Below are 14,740 nucleotides of genomic sequence, written 5' to 3'. Positions count from 1 at the left end.
TGCTCCTGAAATCCAGCGCGTCACTTGATGTTGAAACCGGGCGCAGCGTTGCCGCCGCCGGTCCGCGGACGGTCGGCGTCGCCAACATTGGTATCGAGCCGCGGTTTGGGGCGGTCGCCGCCGGTTACGCCGTCGCTCGTCTGGTTGAGCAGCAACCGTTGCAGGTCGTGCGTATCCTGAAAGGCGTCGGTCGGCAGTTTGATGTCGTTCGCCGACACGGGCTGGACCAGATAGGGCGTCACGACAATGACGAGTTCGGTTTCGCCGCGGCGGAAACTGTCCGATTTGAACAACATACCGAGCAGCGGGACGTCTCCGAGCCCGGGCATCTTATCGATGGCCCCGATCGAGCGGTTGTTGAGCAGCCCCGCGATCATGAAGCTTTCGCCCGATCCGAGTTCGACCGTCGTTTCGGCACGGCGGATCGTCAGCGCAGGAACCTGAAAGCCCTGCATCTCGATTGCGCCTTCGGTCGACAGTTCGGACACCTCGGGGCGGACGCGCAGGCTGATCCGGCCGTTCGACAGCACCGTCGGCGTGTAGGCCAGGCTGACGCCATATTTGCGATATTCGATCGTCGTTCCCGCGAAATTGCCCGGGATCGGCACCGGAAATTCGCCGCCCGCCAGGAAGTCGGCGGTTTCGCCCGAAATCGCGGTCAGGTTGGGCTGCGCCAGCGTTGCGACCAGACCCGACCGCTCGCCGATATCGAGTGAGGCAATCAGGTCAAGCCCGAACAGGCGGCCGGCACCGGCGAGGCTGCGTGTCCCCGCTGGCGTGTTGATCGTATAGGTGGTGTTGCCATTGGCATCGGTCGTGATCGTCCCCGCTTGACGCCCACCGAAAACCCCACCCAGAAAGCCGTTGCCAAGCGGTCCGTCGGTGTCACGGGTCAGGAGGTTGCCGCTGATCTCCTTGACCAGAGACCGGTTCACTTCGGCGATGCGGACCTGCAGATTGACCTGCAGGGGCGTCGCAGTACGCAGGCGCGAGAGCACCTTGGTTTCCTCGCCGACAAAGGCCTGAACCAGCCGTTCGGCTTCGGCGGCGTCGTCTGGCGACTGAACCGTTCCGGTAAGCAGGACAAAGCCATTCATCGGGTTAGCCGCAATGCTGGCTTCCGGCATCGCGAGCGACAGCATCTGGTCGATGGTTTCGATATTGTTGCCGACGCGGGCGACGGTCGAAAAGACGACCCGACCGCTGGCATCGGTAGCATAGATGCTGGTTTCGCCCGGCTTTTTACCAAAGACATAGAGCTGGCGGCCCGAGCGAACCTGAACGTCGGCGACTTCGTCATTGGCGACAAAGACGTCGGACATCGTCGCGGGAAGGCTGACCAGGCGGCCGCGCCCCACCGAGAGTTCGAGGCTGCCGCTTGCATTCTGGACGGCTTGGGCGATAGCGGTTTGCGAAGGCGCTGCGACGAGCGTCGCTGCCACCAGGCCGATGGCCAGGGTGCGCGCCAGGGCGGCCACCTTGAAATTGGCGTTGCTGTTCATCTTACTTACCCCCCACGGGAACTTCGGTCATCTTGTCGCCGCGGGTGACACGCACGACCGGGCCGGTCGGCACCGCAGCCTGTCGTCCTGCATTGGACGGTGCATAACTGCTGCTGTTATCGGCCTGTTGCGGGCGCGGCGAGGTGACGCGGCCGCGCACCGGGATCCAGAAACGCGACACGTCGCCACCGGTCGTCGCCGACGAGCGGCTGGCGGTCGGACGCGCGGCGGCCTGGGCCAGCATCTTCTTTTCGGCGGTGGTATCGGCCCCGGCGGGGACGTCAATCTCGCCCGAGGCGATCGCGGCTTCGAGTTCGCCGGCGCTTTCGGCGAGCGGCCGCAGCGCGAGCGACAGTTTGCCCATATCCTGGGCGACGGCGATCTTCTCGGCGATCTCCGGCGTTGCTTCGAGCGTCACCGAGCTGAAGGTGCGCACCGGCGTCTTGCCTGTCTCGTCCTCGGCATTGTACCGCTGGTCGGTCGCGAGGACACGAACGTTGCGAATGATCGTCTCGGCGGTGAACAATTCCTTGTCCGGATAGGACGACGTTTCGGAATCGACCGAGATCTGCTGCGCGAGCACGACGTCGACACGGTCGCCCGGAAACACGAAGCCACCGACGCCTTCTTCGCGCGAAACCTTGACGGTGACCGCCCGCATGCCCGGACCAAGCGCCGCAGCGAGGAAGCCGCGGTCGTCGGGATGAACGAGGGCGCCCTGCGTGAGCGGCTGCCCGGCGGTGATCGCATGGCGCACGACGGTGCCGACCAGCGTATTCACGTCGGTCTTGTCCTTCATGAAATAGGCCTGTTCGACCAATTCCTTCGGCCATGGCTGGAACCGGAAACTGTCGGGACCGATGATCGTGCCGACCGGCAGCTGCCGCGTCGCGACAAGGATCATCGGACCGGTAATTTCCGGCGCAGCGGCCGCGCGCGCCGACGGAGCAGCGGCGCCGCGCATCATCTTGTTGACCCCGAACGCCGCGCCGATGGCAATCACCAGCGCGCCGACGATCAGCATAATCTTTCGCGTATCCATGACGAGTTTTCGCCCTCCTGCACCCACCAGAGACGGTCGTGCTTTTCCCTCAGGTCATCCGATAACCTGAAACTGGTTAAGATAGTGTTGGTGAAGCGCCCACAGGCCCGCAGCGGCGATAGCGACCCCGTAGGGCACCTCGACCGGCTTGTCCGAAGGTCGCAATTTCATATGGATAAGCATCAGGGCGGACAGGATGCCGCCGCCGATGGCCATGATCGTCAGCATCGGCAGGAATAGCGGAAGCGGGATCCAAAGCATCACCGCACCGATCATTTTCACGTCGCCGCCGCCCATCGCGCCGATCGCGAACAATCCGGCGAACAGAAGGAAAACCAGAAAGGCCGCGCCGAACTGGATCGGAACCTCGGGCCACAGCGCGAGGCCGGAGGCGATCCAGAATGGGATCGCGAGCAGCGCTATCGCGGCGTTGAGCTGGTTGGAAATCGTCCGCGACCGGACGTCGCTGATCGCCGCGGCAATCATCATGAGGCCGAGAAGGACCATTAGTCCGAGCGAGATCGCGCCGCTATCCATCGCCCCCCTCCTACGCAACATGGCTTACCAAAGAGTAACCATGTTGCTGGCGACGCGGCTTGCATTCCGCGGTCCAGCCGATATGCGGCGGGCCATGACCGACCGGCCGCCCTCCGCCACCGATGTGCTGATCGTCGGCGCCGGTATCGCCGGCGCGAGCCTGGCCGCCGTGCTCGCGCCCTGGCGCCGCGTCGTGCTGGCCGAGGCCGAGGACGTGCCTGGCTATCACGCAACGGGCAGGTCCGCGGCGTTCTGGCACGAGACCTATGGCGGGCCCTATGTTCAGCCCTTGACGCTAGCCTCGCTGGAGACGTTGCTGAATCCCGACCCGGCGTTTTCGGACCATCCTTTCCTGTCACCGCGCTCGGCGCTGACGATCGGGCGGACATCCGAAGCGGCTGCGGTCGACGCATTCGTCGCCGAGTTCCAGGCAAAGGGCGTCGATGTCGAGCGCATGTCGGGTGCCGCCGTTGCCACGAAAATTCCGCGCCTGCGTCCCGAATGGAGCGAAGCCGCCTATGAGGATGCGTGCCGGGATATCGACGTCGGCGGCCTCCACGCCGCCTATCTTCGCGCGGCGAAGCGCGCGGGCGCCTTGCTCGCCACCCGCGCGCCGCTGCGCAAGGCTCGCCGCGTCGGCGACGGATGGAGGGTAGAACTGGGCGAGGAGGAGATCGGCGCGGCGGTGATCGTCAATGCCGCGGGCGCTTGGGCGGACGAGGTCGCGGCGGCTTGCGGTATCGCGCCGCGCGGAATCCAGCCGTATCGACGGACGGTCTTGCAGGTTCGTCTCGACGTCGCGGTTCCGGCCGAACTGCCGCTGGTGATCCATGTCGGCGGCCAATTCTATTTCAAGGGCGAAAGTTCCGGGCGTGTATGGCTGAGCCCTCATGACGAGACTCCAAGCATCGCGCATGACGTGGCGCCCGAGGATTGGGACGTCGCCACCGCCATCGAGCGGATGCAATCGGTCGTTGACTGGCCGGTCGCCGCCGTCGAGCGCAAATGGGCGGGGCTGCGTAGCTTCGCGCCCGACCGAATCCCCGTCTTCGGTCCGGATCCCCATGAAGACCGCTTCATCTGGTGCGCGGGGCAGGGCGGGTTCGGCATTCAGACCGCGCCGGCGATCGCCGGGTTGCTCGCGGCGCAACTGGGAGCGCCGCCGCCGTCCGGCGCGATCGGACGGGTCGACCCATTGCCCTTCGCTCCCGCACGCTTCACATGAGCCGATCTTGTCTTGCAAGGCGAAACGAGCGAATTAACATATGTTTAGCCCGCCACCCCCGGCGCGGCGCGACATGTGGAGGATGGCATGGCCCATTATTTCGAGATCAAGAAGAACAAGGCCGGCGAATTTGTCGCCTATTTCAAATATAATAGCGAGCCGATCTTCTGGACCGAAGGCTATAGCAGCAAGGCTTCAGCGAAGAACGCCATCGACTCGATCCTGAAGAACGGCCCCGGCGCCGAAGTTCGCGAGGCCGAGTAATCCTCAGCGCGCGGGCGCCCTGCGCGCCCGCGCGACTTCGAGCGCCGCATCACTGGCGAGTTGGTCGGCGAGCTCGTTGTCGCCGTGGCCTGCATGACCCTTGACCCAGATCCATTCGACCTTGTGCCGCGCATTTTCCTTGACCAGTCGTTGCCAAAGATCGGCATTGGCGACAGGCTTTTTGGCTGCCGTTTTCCAGCCGTTCTTCTGCCAGCCGAATATCCATTTGGTGATGCCGTCGCGGACGTAGACGCTGTCGGTCGACAATTCGACGTTGCAACTGCGTTTGAGGGCGGCGAGCGCCTCGATCGCGGCCATCAATTCCATACGATTGTTCGTCGTGTCGGGCTCGCCCCCCGACAAGGTCTTCACGACGTCGCCCCAGCGCAACACGGCTCCCCAGCCGCCGGGCCCGGGATTGCCCTTGCACGCGCCATCGGTGGCGACGATCACGGTCTTGCCGGCGCCGGTCATCATGCGAGCGCGAACAGCTCGGCGGCGTCGGCGTCGCGATATCGTTGCAGGCGGGCGAGAAAGGGCGAGGGGTCCTTGCGTGTAACGAGCGCGTCGGCGGGGGTATGCACCCAGTCATGCGCGCGCGTCAGCAGAAAGCGAAGCGACGCGCCGCGTGCGAGCAGGGGCAGGGCGGCAATCTCTGCATCCGTCAGCGCGATTTCGCGCGCATAGCCCGCCATCAGTGCGCGCGCACGCGCCGGATCGCACGCTTCGCCATCGGCCGAAAAGGCCCAGGATGCGTGGGTGATGGCAAGATCATAGGCGCGAAAATCGCTCGCTGCGAAATAGAAGTCGATCAGCCCGGTTACGCGGTCGCCGAGCATCAGCACATTGTCGGGGAACAGGTCGGCATGGATTACATGCGCGGGCAAACCGGTCGGCCAATGCCTGTCGAGATGTTCCAACTCGTCGTCGACAATCGCCTGCAGCCCCGGGAGAACAGCATCGAGATCGCCCGCCCCCTCGGCCACGGCGCGCCAATGACGATGGCCCATGCTGTTCTCGCGCGCGCCCGAATAGGTTTCGAGCGCACGGTGCATTGCGCCGAGCGCCGCGCCGGCGGCTTCGCACTGGCCGGGCGTCGGTTGAGTCAGCGAAATGCCCTGAAGAAACTGGATGACGCAGGCGGCCCGTCCCGAAACCTGCTGGATCGCCGCGCCCTCGCTGTCGCGGATCATCGCCGGCACTGGACAGCTCCGGTGGGCGAGATGGTCGAGAAGGTCGACGAAAAACGGCAGGTCGCCTTCGCTGACGCGCTTTTCGTAGAGCGTCAGAATGAAGCGCCCCCCGGTGGTTTCGAGAAGGAAATTGCTGTTCTCGACCCCCTCGGCGATGCCCTTGCACGAGACGACGGTACCGATATCGTAACGCGCCACCAGCGCCGCAAGGTCGTCGGGCTCGACGTGGGTATAGACGGCCATCAGGCGGCTTCGAGCCCGCGCGGCAGCTTGAAGACCATATTCTCTTCGGCAGTGACGACGACATCTTCGACAACCGGACGAACGGCCGCAACGGCGTCGATCACTTCGCGAACCAGCGTTTCCGGCGCGCTCGCGCCGGCCGTGATACCGAGCGTTGCAATATCTTCCAGCCATGCCGGATTGATGTCGTTTCCGCGCTGAACGAGATGCGCCGGAATGCCAAGCCGCTCGGCGACCTCGACAAGGCGCAGGCTGTTCGAGCTGTTGGGAGCGCCGATCACGATCATGCGGTCGCACTGGCCGGCAATCGCCTTCACAGCCTCCTGACGGTTCGAGGTGGCATAGCAGATATCCTCGCCGCGCGGCCCGCTGATCGCGGGAAATTTGTGTTGAAGCGCCGCTATAATGTCGCGCGTATCATCGACCGACAGCGTCGTCTGCGTCAGAAAGGACAGCATTGCAGGGTCGGCGGGCGCGAGCGCGGCGACATCGTCGACCGATTCCACCAGCGTCATCGCGCCTTCGGGAAGCTGGCCCAGCGTGCCGACTACCTCGGGATGGCCCGAATGTCCGACAAAGACGATATGCCGCCCCGCCTCATGCGCGCGTTCGGCCTGGCGATGCACCTTTGAGACCAGCGGACAGGTCGCATCGATATAGTCGAGCCCGCGCAATTCGGCCTTTGCCGGAACGGCTTTGGGCACGCCATGCGCGCTGAACACGACCGGAACGCCATCGGGGACCTGGTCGAGCGATTCGACGAAGATTGCTCCCTGAGCCTTCAGCGAGTCAACGACATAGCGATTGTGGACGATCTCGTGCCGGACATAGACGGGCGCGCCATATTTCAGCAGCGCGAGTTCGACGATGCGGATCGCCCGATCGACGCCGGCGCAAAAACCGCGCGGCGCGGCGATCAAAACCTTGAGTTCCGCTGCTTCATGGCCGGGTGCGGGCGTCGTCGGGTGGAGTGCGTTCATGATGCGCGCGCTCTAGCGCAGCAAGTCCCATGGGGTAAAGCCGCTTCGTCCCGTCGATTGGTCGTTCTCTTTGTTGCGCCGCGTTCATCGCACCGATAAGAAGCGGCGCGCATGAAGCGGGATCAATCGTCCCGACGCCTGTCAACGCGCCTGTTTGGAAAGCCCGATTATCATGATGTCCATTTCGTTCCCGTCGCGTAAGTTTCTGACCGTGCTGTGCGGCACGGCAGCCATGACGACGGCGGCGGGCTGTGCGAAGGACAATGAAATCGAGCTTTCGGGAGGCGTCGGCATCACCGCGACACGTAGTGCATGTCCGGCGGTCGCCGTGCCGCTGCACACGGGCGATATCACGCTGTTCAATCCCGCGACCAGCCGCGATGCGCGCGCGATCGACGTCGTCGCGGCGATCACCAATGTGACGCCGCAGTGCAACGAAACGGGAGAGAAAGTCTATCAGCTCGCAAGCTTCGATGTCGTCGCGACGCGGCGCGAGGCCGGACCGGCGCGCACAGTGACGCTGCCCTATTATGCCACGGTGCTGCAGGGCGGCACCGCGGTGGTTGCGAAGCGGCTCGGCAATGTCGCGGTAACCTTCGAGGAGGGACAGGTGCGCGGCACGGGGCGCGGACAGGCTTCGGCCTATGTCGACCGCGCCGCAGCCACGCTTCCCGCCGATATTCAGGAACGCATCACCCGCAAGCGCAAGCCTGGGGATCAGGACGCGGCGATCGACCCGCTGAGCCTTCCCGAAGTGCGTGCGGCGGTGCAGCGCGCCAGTTTCGAGCTGCTCGTCGGCTTCCAGCTGACGCAGGACCAGCTCGAATATAACGTCCGAAGATAACCGCGCGGCGGCGCCGTGGCGCCGTTCGCTTCTGCACGCCCTGCGCGCCATCCGGTGACGCAGGGCTTTTCGCGTGCCCCAAGCTGGGTTAGGGCGCGCGCAACAGCTTTTCCGATCCAAGATAGGTTTGCTCCGTGACCCTCTTTAGCCGTTTTTCCGATCATATCGGCGCCGCGCTCGACGCGCTTGCTGCCCGCGAGGCCTTGCCGAAAGGCCTCGATCGCGGCATGATCAGCGTCGAACCGCCGCGAGATCCCGCGCACGGGGACGTCGCCACCAATGCTGCGATGGTGCTCGCGAAGCCCGCGGGAATGAACCCGCGCGCGCTCGCCGATCTGCTGGTTGCCGAACTCGGCAAGCTTGAAGAGGTAACCGAGGCGAGCGTCGCCGGCCCTGGCTTTATTAACCTGCGCCTCGCCGACGACAGCTGGCGCGACGAGCTCGCGCTGATCTTCAGTGAAGGCGGCGACTACGGGCGGTCGGCGATGGGACAAGGGCGGCGCGTCAACGTCGAATATGTTTCGGCCAATCCCACGGGTCCGATGCACGTCGGCCATTGCCGCGGTGCGGTGGTCGGCGACGCGCTTGCGGCGCTGCTCGAATATGCGGGGCACGAGGTGATCCGCGAATATTATGTCAACGACGCCGGCGCGCAGGTCGACGTGCTCGCGCGCTCGGTTCACATGCGGTATCGTGAGGCGCTCGGCGAGGACATCGGTGCGATCCCCGAGGGGCTTTATCCCGGCGACTATCTGAAGCCGGTCGGGGAGAAGCTGGCGGCCGAATATGGCGACCGCTTCGTCGATGCGCCCGAAAGCGCGTGGCTCGGCCTGTTCCGCGCCGAGGCTGTCAGCGCGATGATGGACATGATCCGCGCCGATCTCGCCAAGCTCGGCATCCATCACGACCTCTTCTCCTCGGAAGCCGAACTGCAGGCCGAGGGCAAACCTGCCGCCGCCGAAAAATGGCTGCGCGATCATGATCTCGTCTATGACGGCCAGCTCGAGGCGCCGAAGGGCGAAACGCCCGAGGATTGGGAGCCGGTCGAACTGCCGCTGTTCCGCTCGACGCAGTTCGGCGACGATCAGGATCGTCCGATCAAGAAGTCGGATGGCAGCTGGACCTATTTCGGCGCCGATCTCGCCTATCATTACCAAAAGAGCCAGGATGCCGACGAGCTGATCGACATCTGGGGCGCCGACCATGCCGGCACCGTCAAGCGGATCAAGGCCGCGGTGGCGGCGCTGACCGGGGGCAAGACGCGTTTCGACGTCAAACTGGTGCAAATGGTCCGCCTGCTCAAAAATGGCGAGCCGTTCAAGATGTCGAAACGCGCGGGCAATTTCGTGACGCTCGCCGATGTCGTCGACGAAGTCGGCAAGGATGCGGTGCGTTTCACCATGCTGACGCGCAAGGCGGACGCGCAGATGGACTTCGACTTTGCCAAGGTGGTGGAGGCATCGCGCGACAATCCGGTCTGGTATCTGCAATATGCAAACGCCCGGATTTCGCGGCTGCGCAAGAAGGCGACCGATGCGGGGATCGACCTGCCAGCGCCGGCTCCGGCACGGCTTGGCGCGCACGAATTGGGGCTGATCAAGCTTCTCGCCCAATTCCCGCGCACTGTCGAGGCGGCCGCGTCGGCGCGTGAGCCGCACCGGATCGCTTTCTATCTGGCCGACGTCGCCGCGGCGTTCCACGCTTGGTATAATCTGGGCAATGACGACCCGTCGGCACGCATCGTGATCGACAATGACCCCGAACTGACCGCGACGCGCCTTTATTTGGCCGACGGAATCGGGCAGGTTATCCGCAACGGGCTCTTCCTGATGGGGGTCGAGGCGCTCGAGGAGATGAATTGATGGTCGAGGGCAAGGATGCGGGGCAGGGCGACACGGGGCTGGGTCTCGACGATGAAGGCCGGCTCCCCTGGCTTGAAGCGGCCGACGGGTTCGAAGAAGATGGCGAGGTTTCGCCAGTGCGTCTGCTCGTCATGGTGCTCGGCGGGCTGTTGTTGATCGGTGCGGTGCTCGGTGGCCTGTGGTGGATCCAGAATGGCGGCGCGCGCGGCAAAGGCGAACTGATCGCGGCGCAGCAGGGCGATTACAAAGTCGCGCCAGAGACTGATGGCGCAAAGACCTTCGAGGGCGAAGGCGACGCAGCTTTTTCCGCCAGCGAAGGGGCGGAACCCGCGGGCAAGGTCGATCCGGCGCGCATGCCCGAAGAGCCTGCCGTGACGCTGGCAGAACGCGAGGCCGCGGCGAAGAAGGCGGTCGACCAAAGATCTGCCCCATCCAAGTCTCCCCCCCCGAACAAATCGAAGCCGACCGCGCCGGCCACTGCTGCCGAGACCAGGACGGCGGTGCCGGTATCGGGGGAGGCGATGATTCAGCTCGGGGCTTTCAGCAGCGAGGGCGCCGCCGCCAAGGCATGGAGCAACTTGTCGAAACGTTTCGCCTATTTGGCTGAACTCAGCAAATCGATTTCGCCCGCCAAGGTAGGCGACGGCACCGTCTATCGCTTGCGCGTGTCTGCAGGAACGGCCGCCAATGCGACGAATTTATGTGGAAAATTGCGCGTCGCTGGTGAAAATTGCGTCGTCGTCCGCTGATTCGGCCCGCTTGGCCGCAGACTCCGTTGGTGCGCCCCGGTCCTTATGGCATATTCTTGCCTTGGCTGCTGCCTGAGGGGACGGCCGCCGATGGAGTTTGATGGACGATGATACCGGCTATTTTCGGCCTGTCGGGCCTGACCCTCGCCGACGATGAGCGCGCCTTTTTCCGCGACAGCGAGCCGGCAGGCTATATATTGTTCGGGCGCAACATCGAAAATCGCGACCAGTTGCGGCGTCTGACCGACGAGCTTCGTAGTCTCGACGGCCGCGCCAACCTGCCCATCCTGATCGATCAGGAAGGTGGGCGCGTGGCGCGGATGAAGTCGCCCGAATGGCCACCTTTCCCGAGCGGCGCGGCGTTCGACGCCTTGTATGACCGCGCCCCCGCCAGCGCGATAGAAGCGGCGCGGCTCAACGCGATGGCGCTCGCTGTCATGCTTTCCGAGGTAGGCATTACCGTCGACTGCCTGCCGCTGCTCGACGTCCGCCAGCCGGGCGCCAGCGATGTCATCGGCGATCGAGCGCTCGGCAGCGAACCGATGCGCGTCGCCGCGCTCGGCCGCGCGATTCTCGGCGGATTGCAGGCAGGCGGCGTCGTCGGCATCGTCAAGCATATCCCCGGCCACGGCCGCGCCCTGCTCGACACCCATGAGGCGCTCCCGACGGTAACCGCGTCGGATCGCGACCTGCAGACCGATCTCGCGCCGTTCGCGGCGCTCCGCGACGCCGCGATGGCGATGACCTGCCACGTCATTTTCGAAGCCTGGGACCCCGAGCGGCCCGCGACGCTGTCACCTGTCGTTATCGACAATGTCATTCGTCAGCGCATCGGTTTCCACGGCCTGCTGATGACCGACGATCTCGACATGAAGGCACTGTCGGGCGACGTGCCGTCGCGCGCCGCCGATGCGATCGCCGCAGGCTGCGACATCGCGCTCAATTGCTGGGCGAGAATGGACGACATGATCGGCATAGCGAATGCGCTCGACCCGATCAGCACGGTATCGCTCGCGCGGCTAGAAGGCGCGATGGACCGGATTTCGGGCGACAGCGACGGCCGCGAATTCGCGACGCTGCTCGATCAGCGCGACGCGCTGCTGGCGACGGCCTGATCGCCGATGGAGGCGTTGCCGCTCGATTTCGAGATCGTGCCGGCGGCGCCCGAGCGGGACGATGCGTTGCAGCTTTCGCTGGAAAGCTGGGAGGGGCCGCTCGATCTGCTGCTGGCGCTTGCACGGAGCCAGAAGGTCGACCTCAAGCAGATTTCGATCCTTGCACTGGTCGAGCAATATCTGACATTCATCGCCGAGGCGCGCGAACTCAAGCTGGAGGTCGCGGCCGATTATCTGGTGATGGCGGCGTGGCTCGCCTACCTCAAATCGGCGCTGCTGCTACCCAAAGATCCACTCGAGGATCCGTCGCCCGACGAACTGGCGCTGCGCCTGCAACTGCGCTTGCAGCGGCTCGCAGCAATGCGCGATGCGGCGGCACGTCTGCTCGCGCGAGACCGGATCGGCCGCGACGTCTTTCTGCGCGAAAAGCCGGAGGGGCTTCGCGATATCAAGGTACGGCGCTGGGACGCGAGCCTTTACGACCTTCTCGCCGCTTACGGCCAGGTCAAGCTACGCGCCGAACCCGTCGTGCATATGGTGTCGCGTCGCCCGGTGATCACACTCGACGCTGCGCTGCACCATCTGCAGCGGATGCTGGGAGTAAGGCTCGACTGGGCCGAACTCGCCGATTTCCTGCCGTCTGACTATGACGGTCCGCTGCGCCGGTCGGCGATCGCGTCGAGCTTCGTCGCCGCGCTCGAACTGGCGCGGCAGGGGCGGGTCGAACTGAAACAGGAAGGCGCCTTCGAACCACTTTATCTGAAAGCCGCAGGGGCATGATCGACGATCTTGAACGCGCTATAGAGGCGATGCTTTTCGCCAGCGACGAACCGCTCGATGCGCGGCAGGTCGCCGGGCGGCTTGGCGACGAAATGACGCCCGGACAGACGAAGGCGATCATCGAAGCCATTGCGCAGCGCCACGCGGGCAGCGGGATCGAACTTGTCGAGCGCGGTGGACATTGGCATTTTCAGACGCCCGCCGATCTCGCGCATCTTTTGCGCCGCGAACGGGACGATCCGCGAAAATTGTCGCGTGCCGCCGCCGAGGTGCTGGCGATCATCGCCTATCACGAGCCCGTCAGCCGCGCCGAAATCGAAGCGATCCGGGGCGTTCAGACTTCAAAGGGCACGCTCGACGTGCTGATGGAAGCGGAATGGATCATGCCCGCTGGCCGCCGCGAAGTTCCGGGGCGGCCGCTGATCTACAAGACGACCGACGCGTTTCTGCAACATTTCGGCCTCACCAGCCGCAAGGACCTGCCGGGAATCGAAGATTTGCGCGCGGCGGGTCTTCTCGACCCGGTCGATCTCGCTTTCGAGGAGGCGATGGGCGAACTGGACCTAGTAAAAGACGGCGAAGAGGCTTAGATGGGCCCTTCAAGGAGAATTTGAGATGGGTAGCTTCAGCATCTGGCACTGGCTCGTGGTCGGGATCCTCGTCCTGCTGCTGTTCGGCAAGGGCCGCTTTTCCGACATGATGGGCGATGTCGCCAAGGGCATCAAAAGCTTCAAGAAAGGCATGGCCGAAGACGATGCGCCGACCCCCGCACCGAAGCAGATCGAAGGCCAGCGCGCGCCCGATCTGACCGCGACACCGACCCCGACCGCGGAAACCGAAAACCGCTGATTTTCAGCCGCCTGCGGGGATTGGGCTATTAGATGTTCGATGTTGCGCCCACCGAGTTGCTGCTCGTCGTGGTGGTGGCCTTGGTCGTTATCGGCCCCAAGGACCTCCCCAAGGCGATGCGATTTGTCGGCAAATGGATGGGCAAGGCTCGCGGAATGGCACGCCATTTCCGCGCCGGGCTCGACACGATGATGCGCGAGGCCGAGCTCGAGGAACTCGAGAAGCAGTGGCGCGAGCAGAATGACGCGATCATGCGCGAATTCCCGCGCATCGACGATGCCAGCCCATCGCGGCCCGCTGCACCGGAAACAGCGACGAAGGCCGAAGATGCATCTTCGGCAACAGACGCCGAAGTCGACGAGGCTGCGGCCGCCAATCCGCCCGAAACTCATGCCGTGCCGCCAAAGGACGGCCCGCTGCCATGAGTGCCGATGCGCCCGTGACAGCCGAAGACGAGGATGGCAGCGGCGGCAAGATGCCGTTGCTCGATCATCTCATCGAACTACGCTCACGCCTTTTGAAGTCGCTGCTTGCGGTCGGCGTCGCTTTCGGGGTTTGTCTCTATTATGCGAAGCCGATTTTCGGGATCCTAGTCCAGCCGCTCGTCCGCGCCGGACAAGGGAAGCTGATCTATACGCAGCTGTTCGAGGCCTTTTTCGTCGAGATCAAGGTCGCGCTGTTTGCGGCGATGATGATCGCCTTTCCGGTCATCGCCAACCAGCTGTGGAAATTCGTCGCGCCGGGCCTTTTTAAGCAGGAAAAGCGTGCGCTGCTGCCTTTCCTGCTCGCGACGCCGGTGCTGTTCGCGATCGGCGCCAGCTTCGCCTATTTCATCACCATCCCGATCGCGCTTAAATTCCTGCTCGGCTACCAGGGTGATATCGGCGGGATCACGCAGGAAGCGCTGCCTTCGGTCGGCAATTATCTGAGCTTCACGATGCAGTTCATCATGGCGTTCGGCATCGCCTTCCTGCTGCCGATCCTCCTGATGCTGATCGAGCGGTCGGGGCTGGTTACGCGCGAGCAGCTGGTGTCGGCCCGGCGCTATATGATCGTCGCGGCCTTTGCGATCGCGGCGGTTTTCACACCACCCGACATCCTCAGCCAGTTGCTGCTCGCGGTGCCGCTGGTATTTCTGTATGAAATGTCGCTCTTCGCGATCTGGTTTACCCAGCGCCGACGCAAAACAGGCGCCGAAGCGGCGCCTGTCGAGCCTCTCGAAGAGGCTTAGGGTAAGTCGTCAAAATCAGTTGATAGCGTCGCTGCCGGCCTGTCCGACGGATTCGATATCGCGACCAGCGCCCTTCACCGTGTTGCAGCCCGTAACCAGAACGCTGGCGAGAAGGGCGAGAAGAATTGCACGGAAACTCGTCATGTTTCTAACCTCTCCAAGATGAGCGCAAAATGGCCCGGCACGCTTCGAGGGGGGGGAGGGAATGCGGGCCGGGCCAATGTTGCTGAGCAGCGCTGCGGGGGGGGCGATGACCGCTGCTCGAATGGGAAACGACCGATGCGGCCGATAAGTTCCCGAAAATAATCGCAGGCGTGAAATTTT

18 protein-coding genes are annotated in these 14,740 nt (G+C 64.2%); 11 read left to right on the top strand and 7 right to left on the bottom strand.

The window, feature by feature from the left end:
• Nucleotides 1-20 precede the first annotated feature (20 nt).
• Genes E5675_RS11510 through E5675_RS11500 form a run of 3 tightly spaced genes read right to left on the bottom strand, consistent with a single transcriptional unit; the run spans nucleotide 21 to nucleotide 3,081 of the window.
• The gene (locus tag E5675_RS11510; protein ID WP_136174645.1) at nucleotides 21-1,502 is read right to left on the bottom strand and encodes a type II and III secretion system protein family protein; all 1,482 of its coding nucleotides are present in this window, start codon (nucleotides 1,500-1,502) and stop codon (nucleotides 21-23) included.
• A 1-nt stretch (nucleotide 1,503) separates the two neighbouring features.
• Nucleotides 1,504-2,544 (bottom strand): Flp pilus assembly protein CpaB, encoded by a 1,041-nt coding sequence (cpaB, locus tag E5675_RS11505; protein WP_136174644.1) that lies wholly within the window; start codon nucleotides 2,542-2,544, stop codon nucleotides 1,504-1,506.
• Nucleotides 2,545-2,598: 54 nt separating this feature from the next.
• Entirely contained in the window at nucleotides 2,599-3,081 is a 483-nt protein-coding gene (locus E5675_RS11500) for a prepilin peptidase (protein ID WP_136174643.1), read from the bottom strand.
• A 94-nt stretch (nucleotides 3,082-3,175) separates the two neighbouring features.
• On the opposite strand from E5675_RS11500, the gene E5675_RS11495 reads away from it, so the two are divergent.
• A complete protein-coding gene (locus E5675_RS11495) occupies nucleotides 3,176-4,306 on the top strand; it encodes an FAD-dependent oxidoreductase (RefSeq protein ID WP_136174642.1) in 1,131 nt (376 codons plus the stop codon).
• Between the two features lie 87 nt (nucleotides 4,307-4,393).
• Nucleotides 4,394-4,570, top strand: a complete 177-nt coding sequence (locus E5675_RS11490; protein ID WP_136174641.1) for a DUF1508 domain-containing protein — start codon at nucleotides 4,394-4,396, stop codon at nucleotides 4,568-4,570.
• A gap of 3 nt (nucleotides 4,571-4,573) precedes the next feature.
• Here E5675_RS11490 and rnhA read toward each other — a convergent pair whose 3' ends face one another.
• From rnhA to ispH, 3 genes are read right to left on the bottom strand one after another with little or no spacing between them, the layout of a single operon-like run.
• Nucleotides 4,574-5,044 (bottom strand): ribonuclease HI, encoded by a 471-nt coding sequence (gene rnhA, locus E5675_RS11485; RefSeq protein WP_136176439.1) that lies wholly within the window; start codon nucleotides 5,042-5,044, stop codon nucleotides 4,574-4,576.
• A complete protein-coding gene (gene thrB / locus E5675_RS11480; RefSeq protein WP_136174640.1) occupies nucleotides 5,044-6,006 on the bottom strand; it encodes a homoserine kinase in 963 nt (320 codons plus the stop codon). The genes rnhA and thrB overlap by 1 nt, the downstream gene beginning before the upstream one ends.
• The gene (ispH, locus tag E5675_RS11475) at nucleotides 6,006-6,986 is read right to left on the bottom strand and encodes a 4-hydroxy-3-methylbut-2-enyl diphosphate reductase (RefSeq protein WP_136174639.1); all 981 of its coding nucleotides are present in this window, start codon (nucleotides 6,984-6,986) and stop codon (nucleotides 6,006-6,008) included. The genes thrB and ispH overlap by 1 nt, the downstream gene beginning before the upstream one ends.
• Nucleotides 6,987-7,158: 172 nt before the next feature.
• On the opposite strand from ispH, the gene E5675_RS11470 reads away from it, so the two are divergent.
• The 9 genes from E5675_RS11470 (at nucleotide 7,159) to tatC (ending at nucleotide 14,416) form a co-directional block, all read left to right on the top strand.
• Nucleotides 7,159-7,830, top strand: a complete 672-nt coding sequence (locus tag E5675_RS11470) for a hypothetical protein (RefSeq protein WP_136174638.1) — start codon at nucleotides 7,159-7,161, stop codon at nucleotides 7,828-7,830.
• Nucleotides 7,831-7,964: 134 nt separating this feature from the next.
• Nucleotides 7,965-9,692, top strand: coding sequence for an arginine--tRNA ligase (gene argS, locus E5675_RS11465; protein ID WP_136174637.1), 1,728 nt, complete (start codon nucleotides 7,965-7,967; stop codon nucleotides 9,690-9,692).
• Nucleotides 9,692-10,441 carry an SPOR domain-containing protein gene (locus tag E5675_RS11460; RefSeq protein ID WP_136174636.1) on the top strand — a complete coding sequence of 250 codons (750 nt, stop codon included), beginning with the start codon at nucleotides 9,692-9,694 and terminating at the stop codon, nucleotides 10,439-10,441. The genes argS and E5675_RS11460 overlap by 1 nt, the downstream gene beginning before the upstream one ends.
• A 107-nt stretch (nucleotides 10,442-10,548) precedes the next feature.
• Complete coding sequence (gene nagZ, locus E5675_RS11455; RefSeq protein WP_136174635.1) at nucleotides 10,549-11,556, top strand: beta-N-acetylhexosaminidase; 1,008 nt, start codon at nucleotides 10,549-10,551, stop codon at nucleotides 11,554-11,556.
• Nucleotides 11,557-11,562: 6 nt separating this feature from the next.
• Complete coding sequence (locus E5675_RS11450; protein WP_136174634.1) at nucleotides 11,563-12,336, top strand: ScpA family protein; 774 nt, start codon at nucleotides 11,563-11,565, stop codon at nucleotides 12,334-12,336.
• A complete protein-coding gene (scpB, locus tag E5675_RS11445; RefSeq protein WP_136174633.1) occupies nucleotides 12,333-12,926 on the top strand; it encodes an SMC-Scp complex subunit ScpB in 594 nt (197 codons plus the stop codon). Before E5675_RS11450 ends, scpB begins: the two co-directional genes overlap by 4 nt.
• Nucleotides 12,927-12,951: 25 nt before the next feature.
• On the top strand, nucleotides 12,952-13,185 hold the full coding sequence (locus E5675_RS11440) for a twin-arginine translocase TatA/TatE family subunit (protein WP_136174632.1): 234 nt from the start codon (nucleotides 12,952-12,954) through the stop codon (nucleotides 13,183-13,185).
• Nucleotides 13,186-13,217: 32 nt separating this feature from the next.
• On the top strand, nucleotides 13,218-13,610 hold the full coding sequence (gene tatB, locus E5675_RS21990) for a Sec-independent protein translocase protein TatB (RefSeq protein ID WP_136174631.1): 393 nt from the start codon (nucleotides 13,218-13,220) through the stop codon (nucleotides 13,608-13,610).
• Nucleotides 13,607-14,416 (top strand): twin-arginine translocase subunit TatC, encoded by an 810-nt coding sequence (gene tatC, locus E5675_RS11430; RefSeq protein ID WP_136174630.1) that lies wholly within the window; start codon nucleotides 13,607-13,609, stop codon nucleotides 14,414-14,416. The genes tatB and tatC overlap by 4 nt, the downstream gene beginning before the upstream one ends.
• Before the next feature lie 15 nt (nucleotides 14,417-14,431).
• Here the strand turns inward: tatC and E5675_RS11425 are convergent, their stop codons facing one another.
• Nucleotides 14,432-14,560, bottom strand: a complete 129-nt coding sequence (locus E5675_RS11425) for an entericidin A/B family lipoprotein (RefSeq protein ID WP_136174629.1) — start codon at nucleotides 14,558-14,560, stop codon at nucleotides 14,432-14,434.
• Nucleotides 14,561-14,740: the final 180 nt, after the last annotated feature.

It is taken from the genome of Sphingopyxis sp. PAMC25046 (assembly GCF_004795895.1).
Taxonomy (GTDB): domain Bacteria; phylum Pseudomonadota; class Alphaproteobacteria; order Sphingomonadales; family Sphingomonadaceae; genus Sphingopyxis.
The sequence above is the reverse complement of the archived record's forward strand: the minus strand, read 5'-3'. Positions and strand labels throughout refer to the sequence as shown.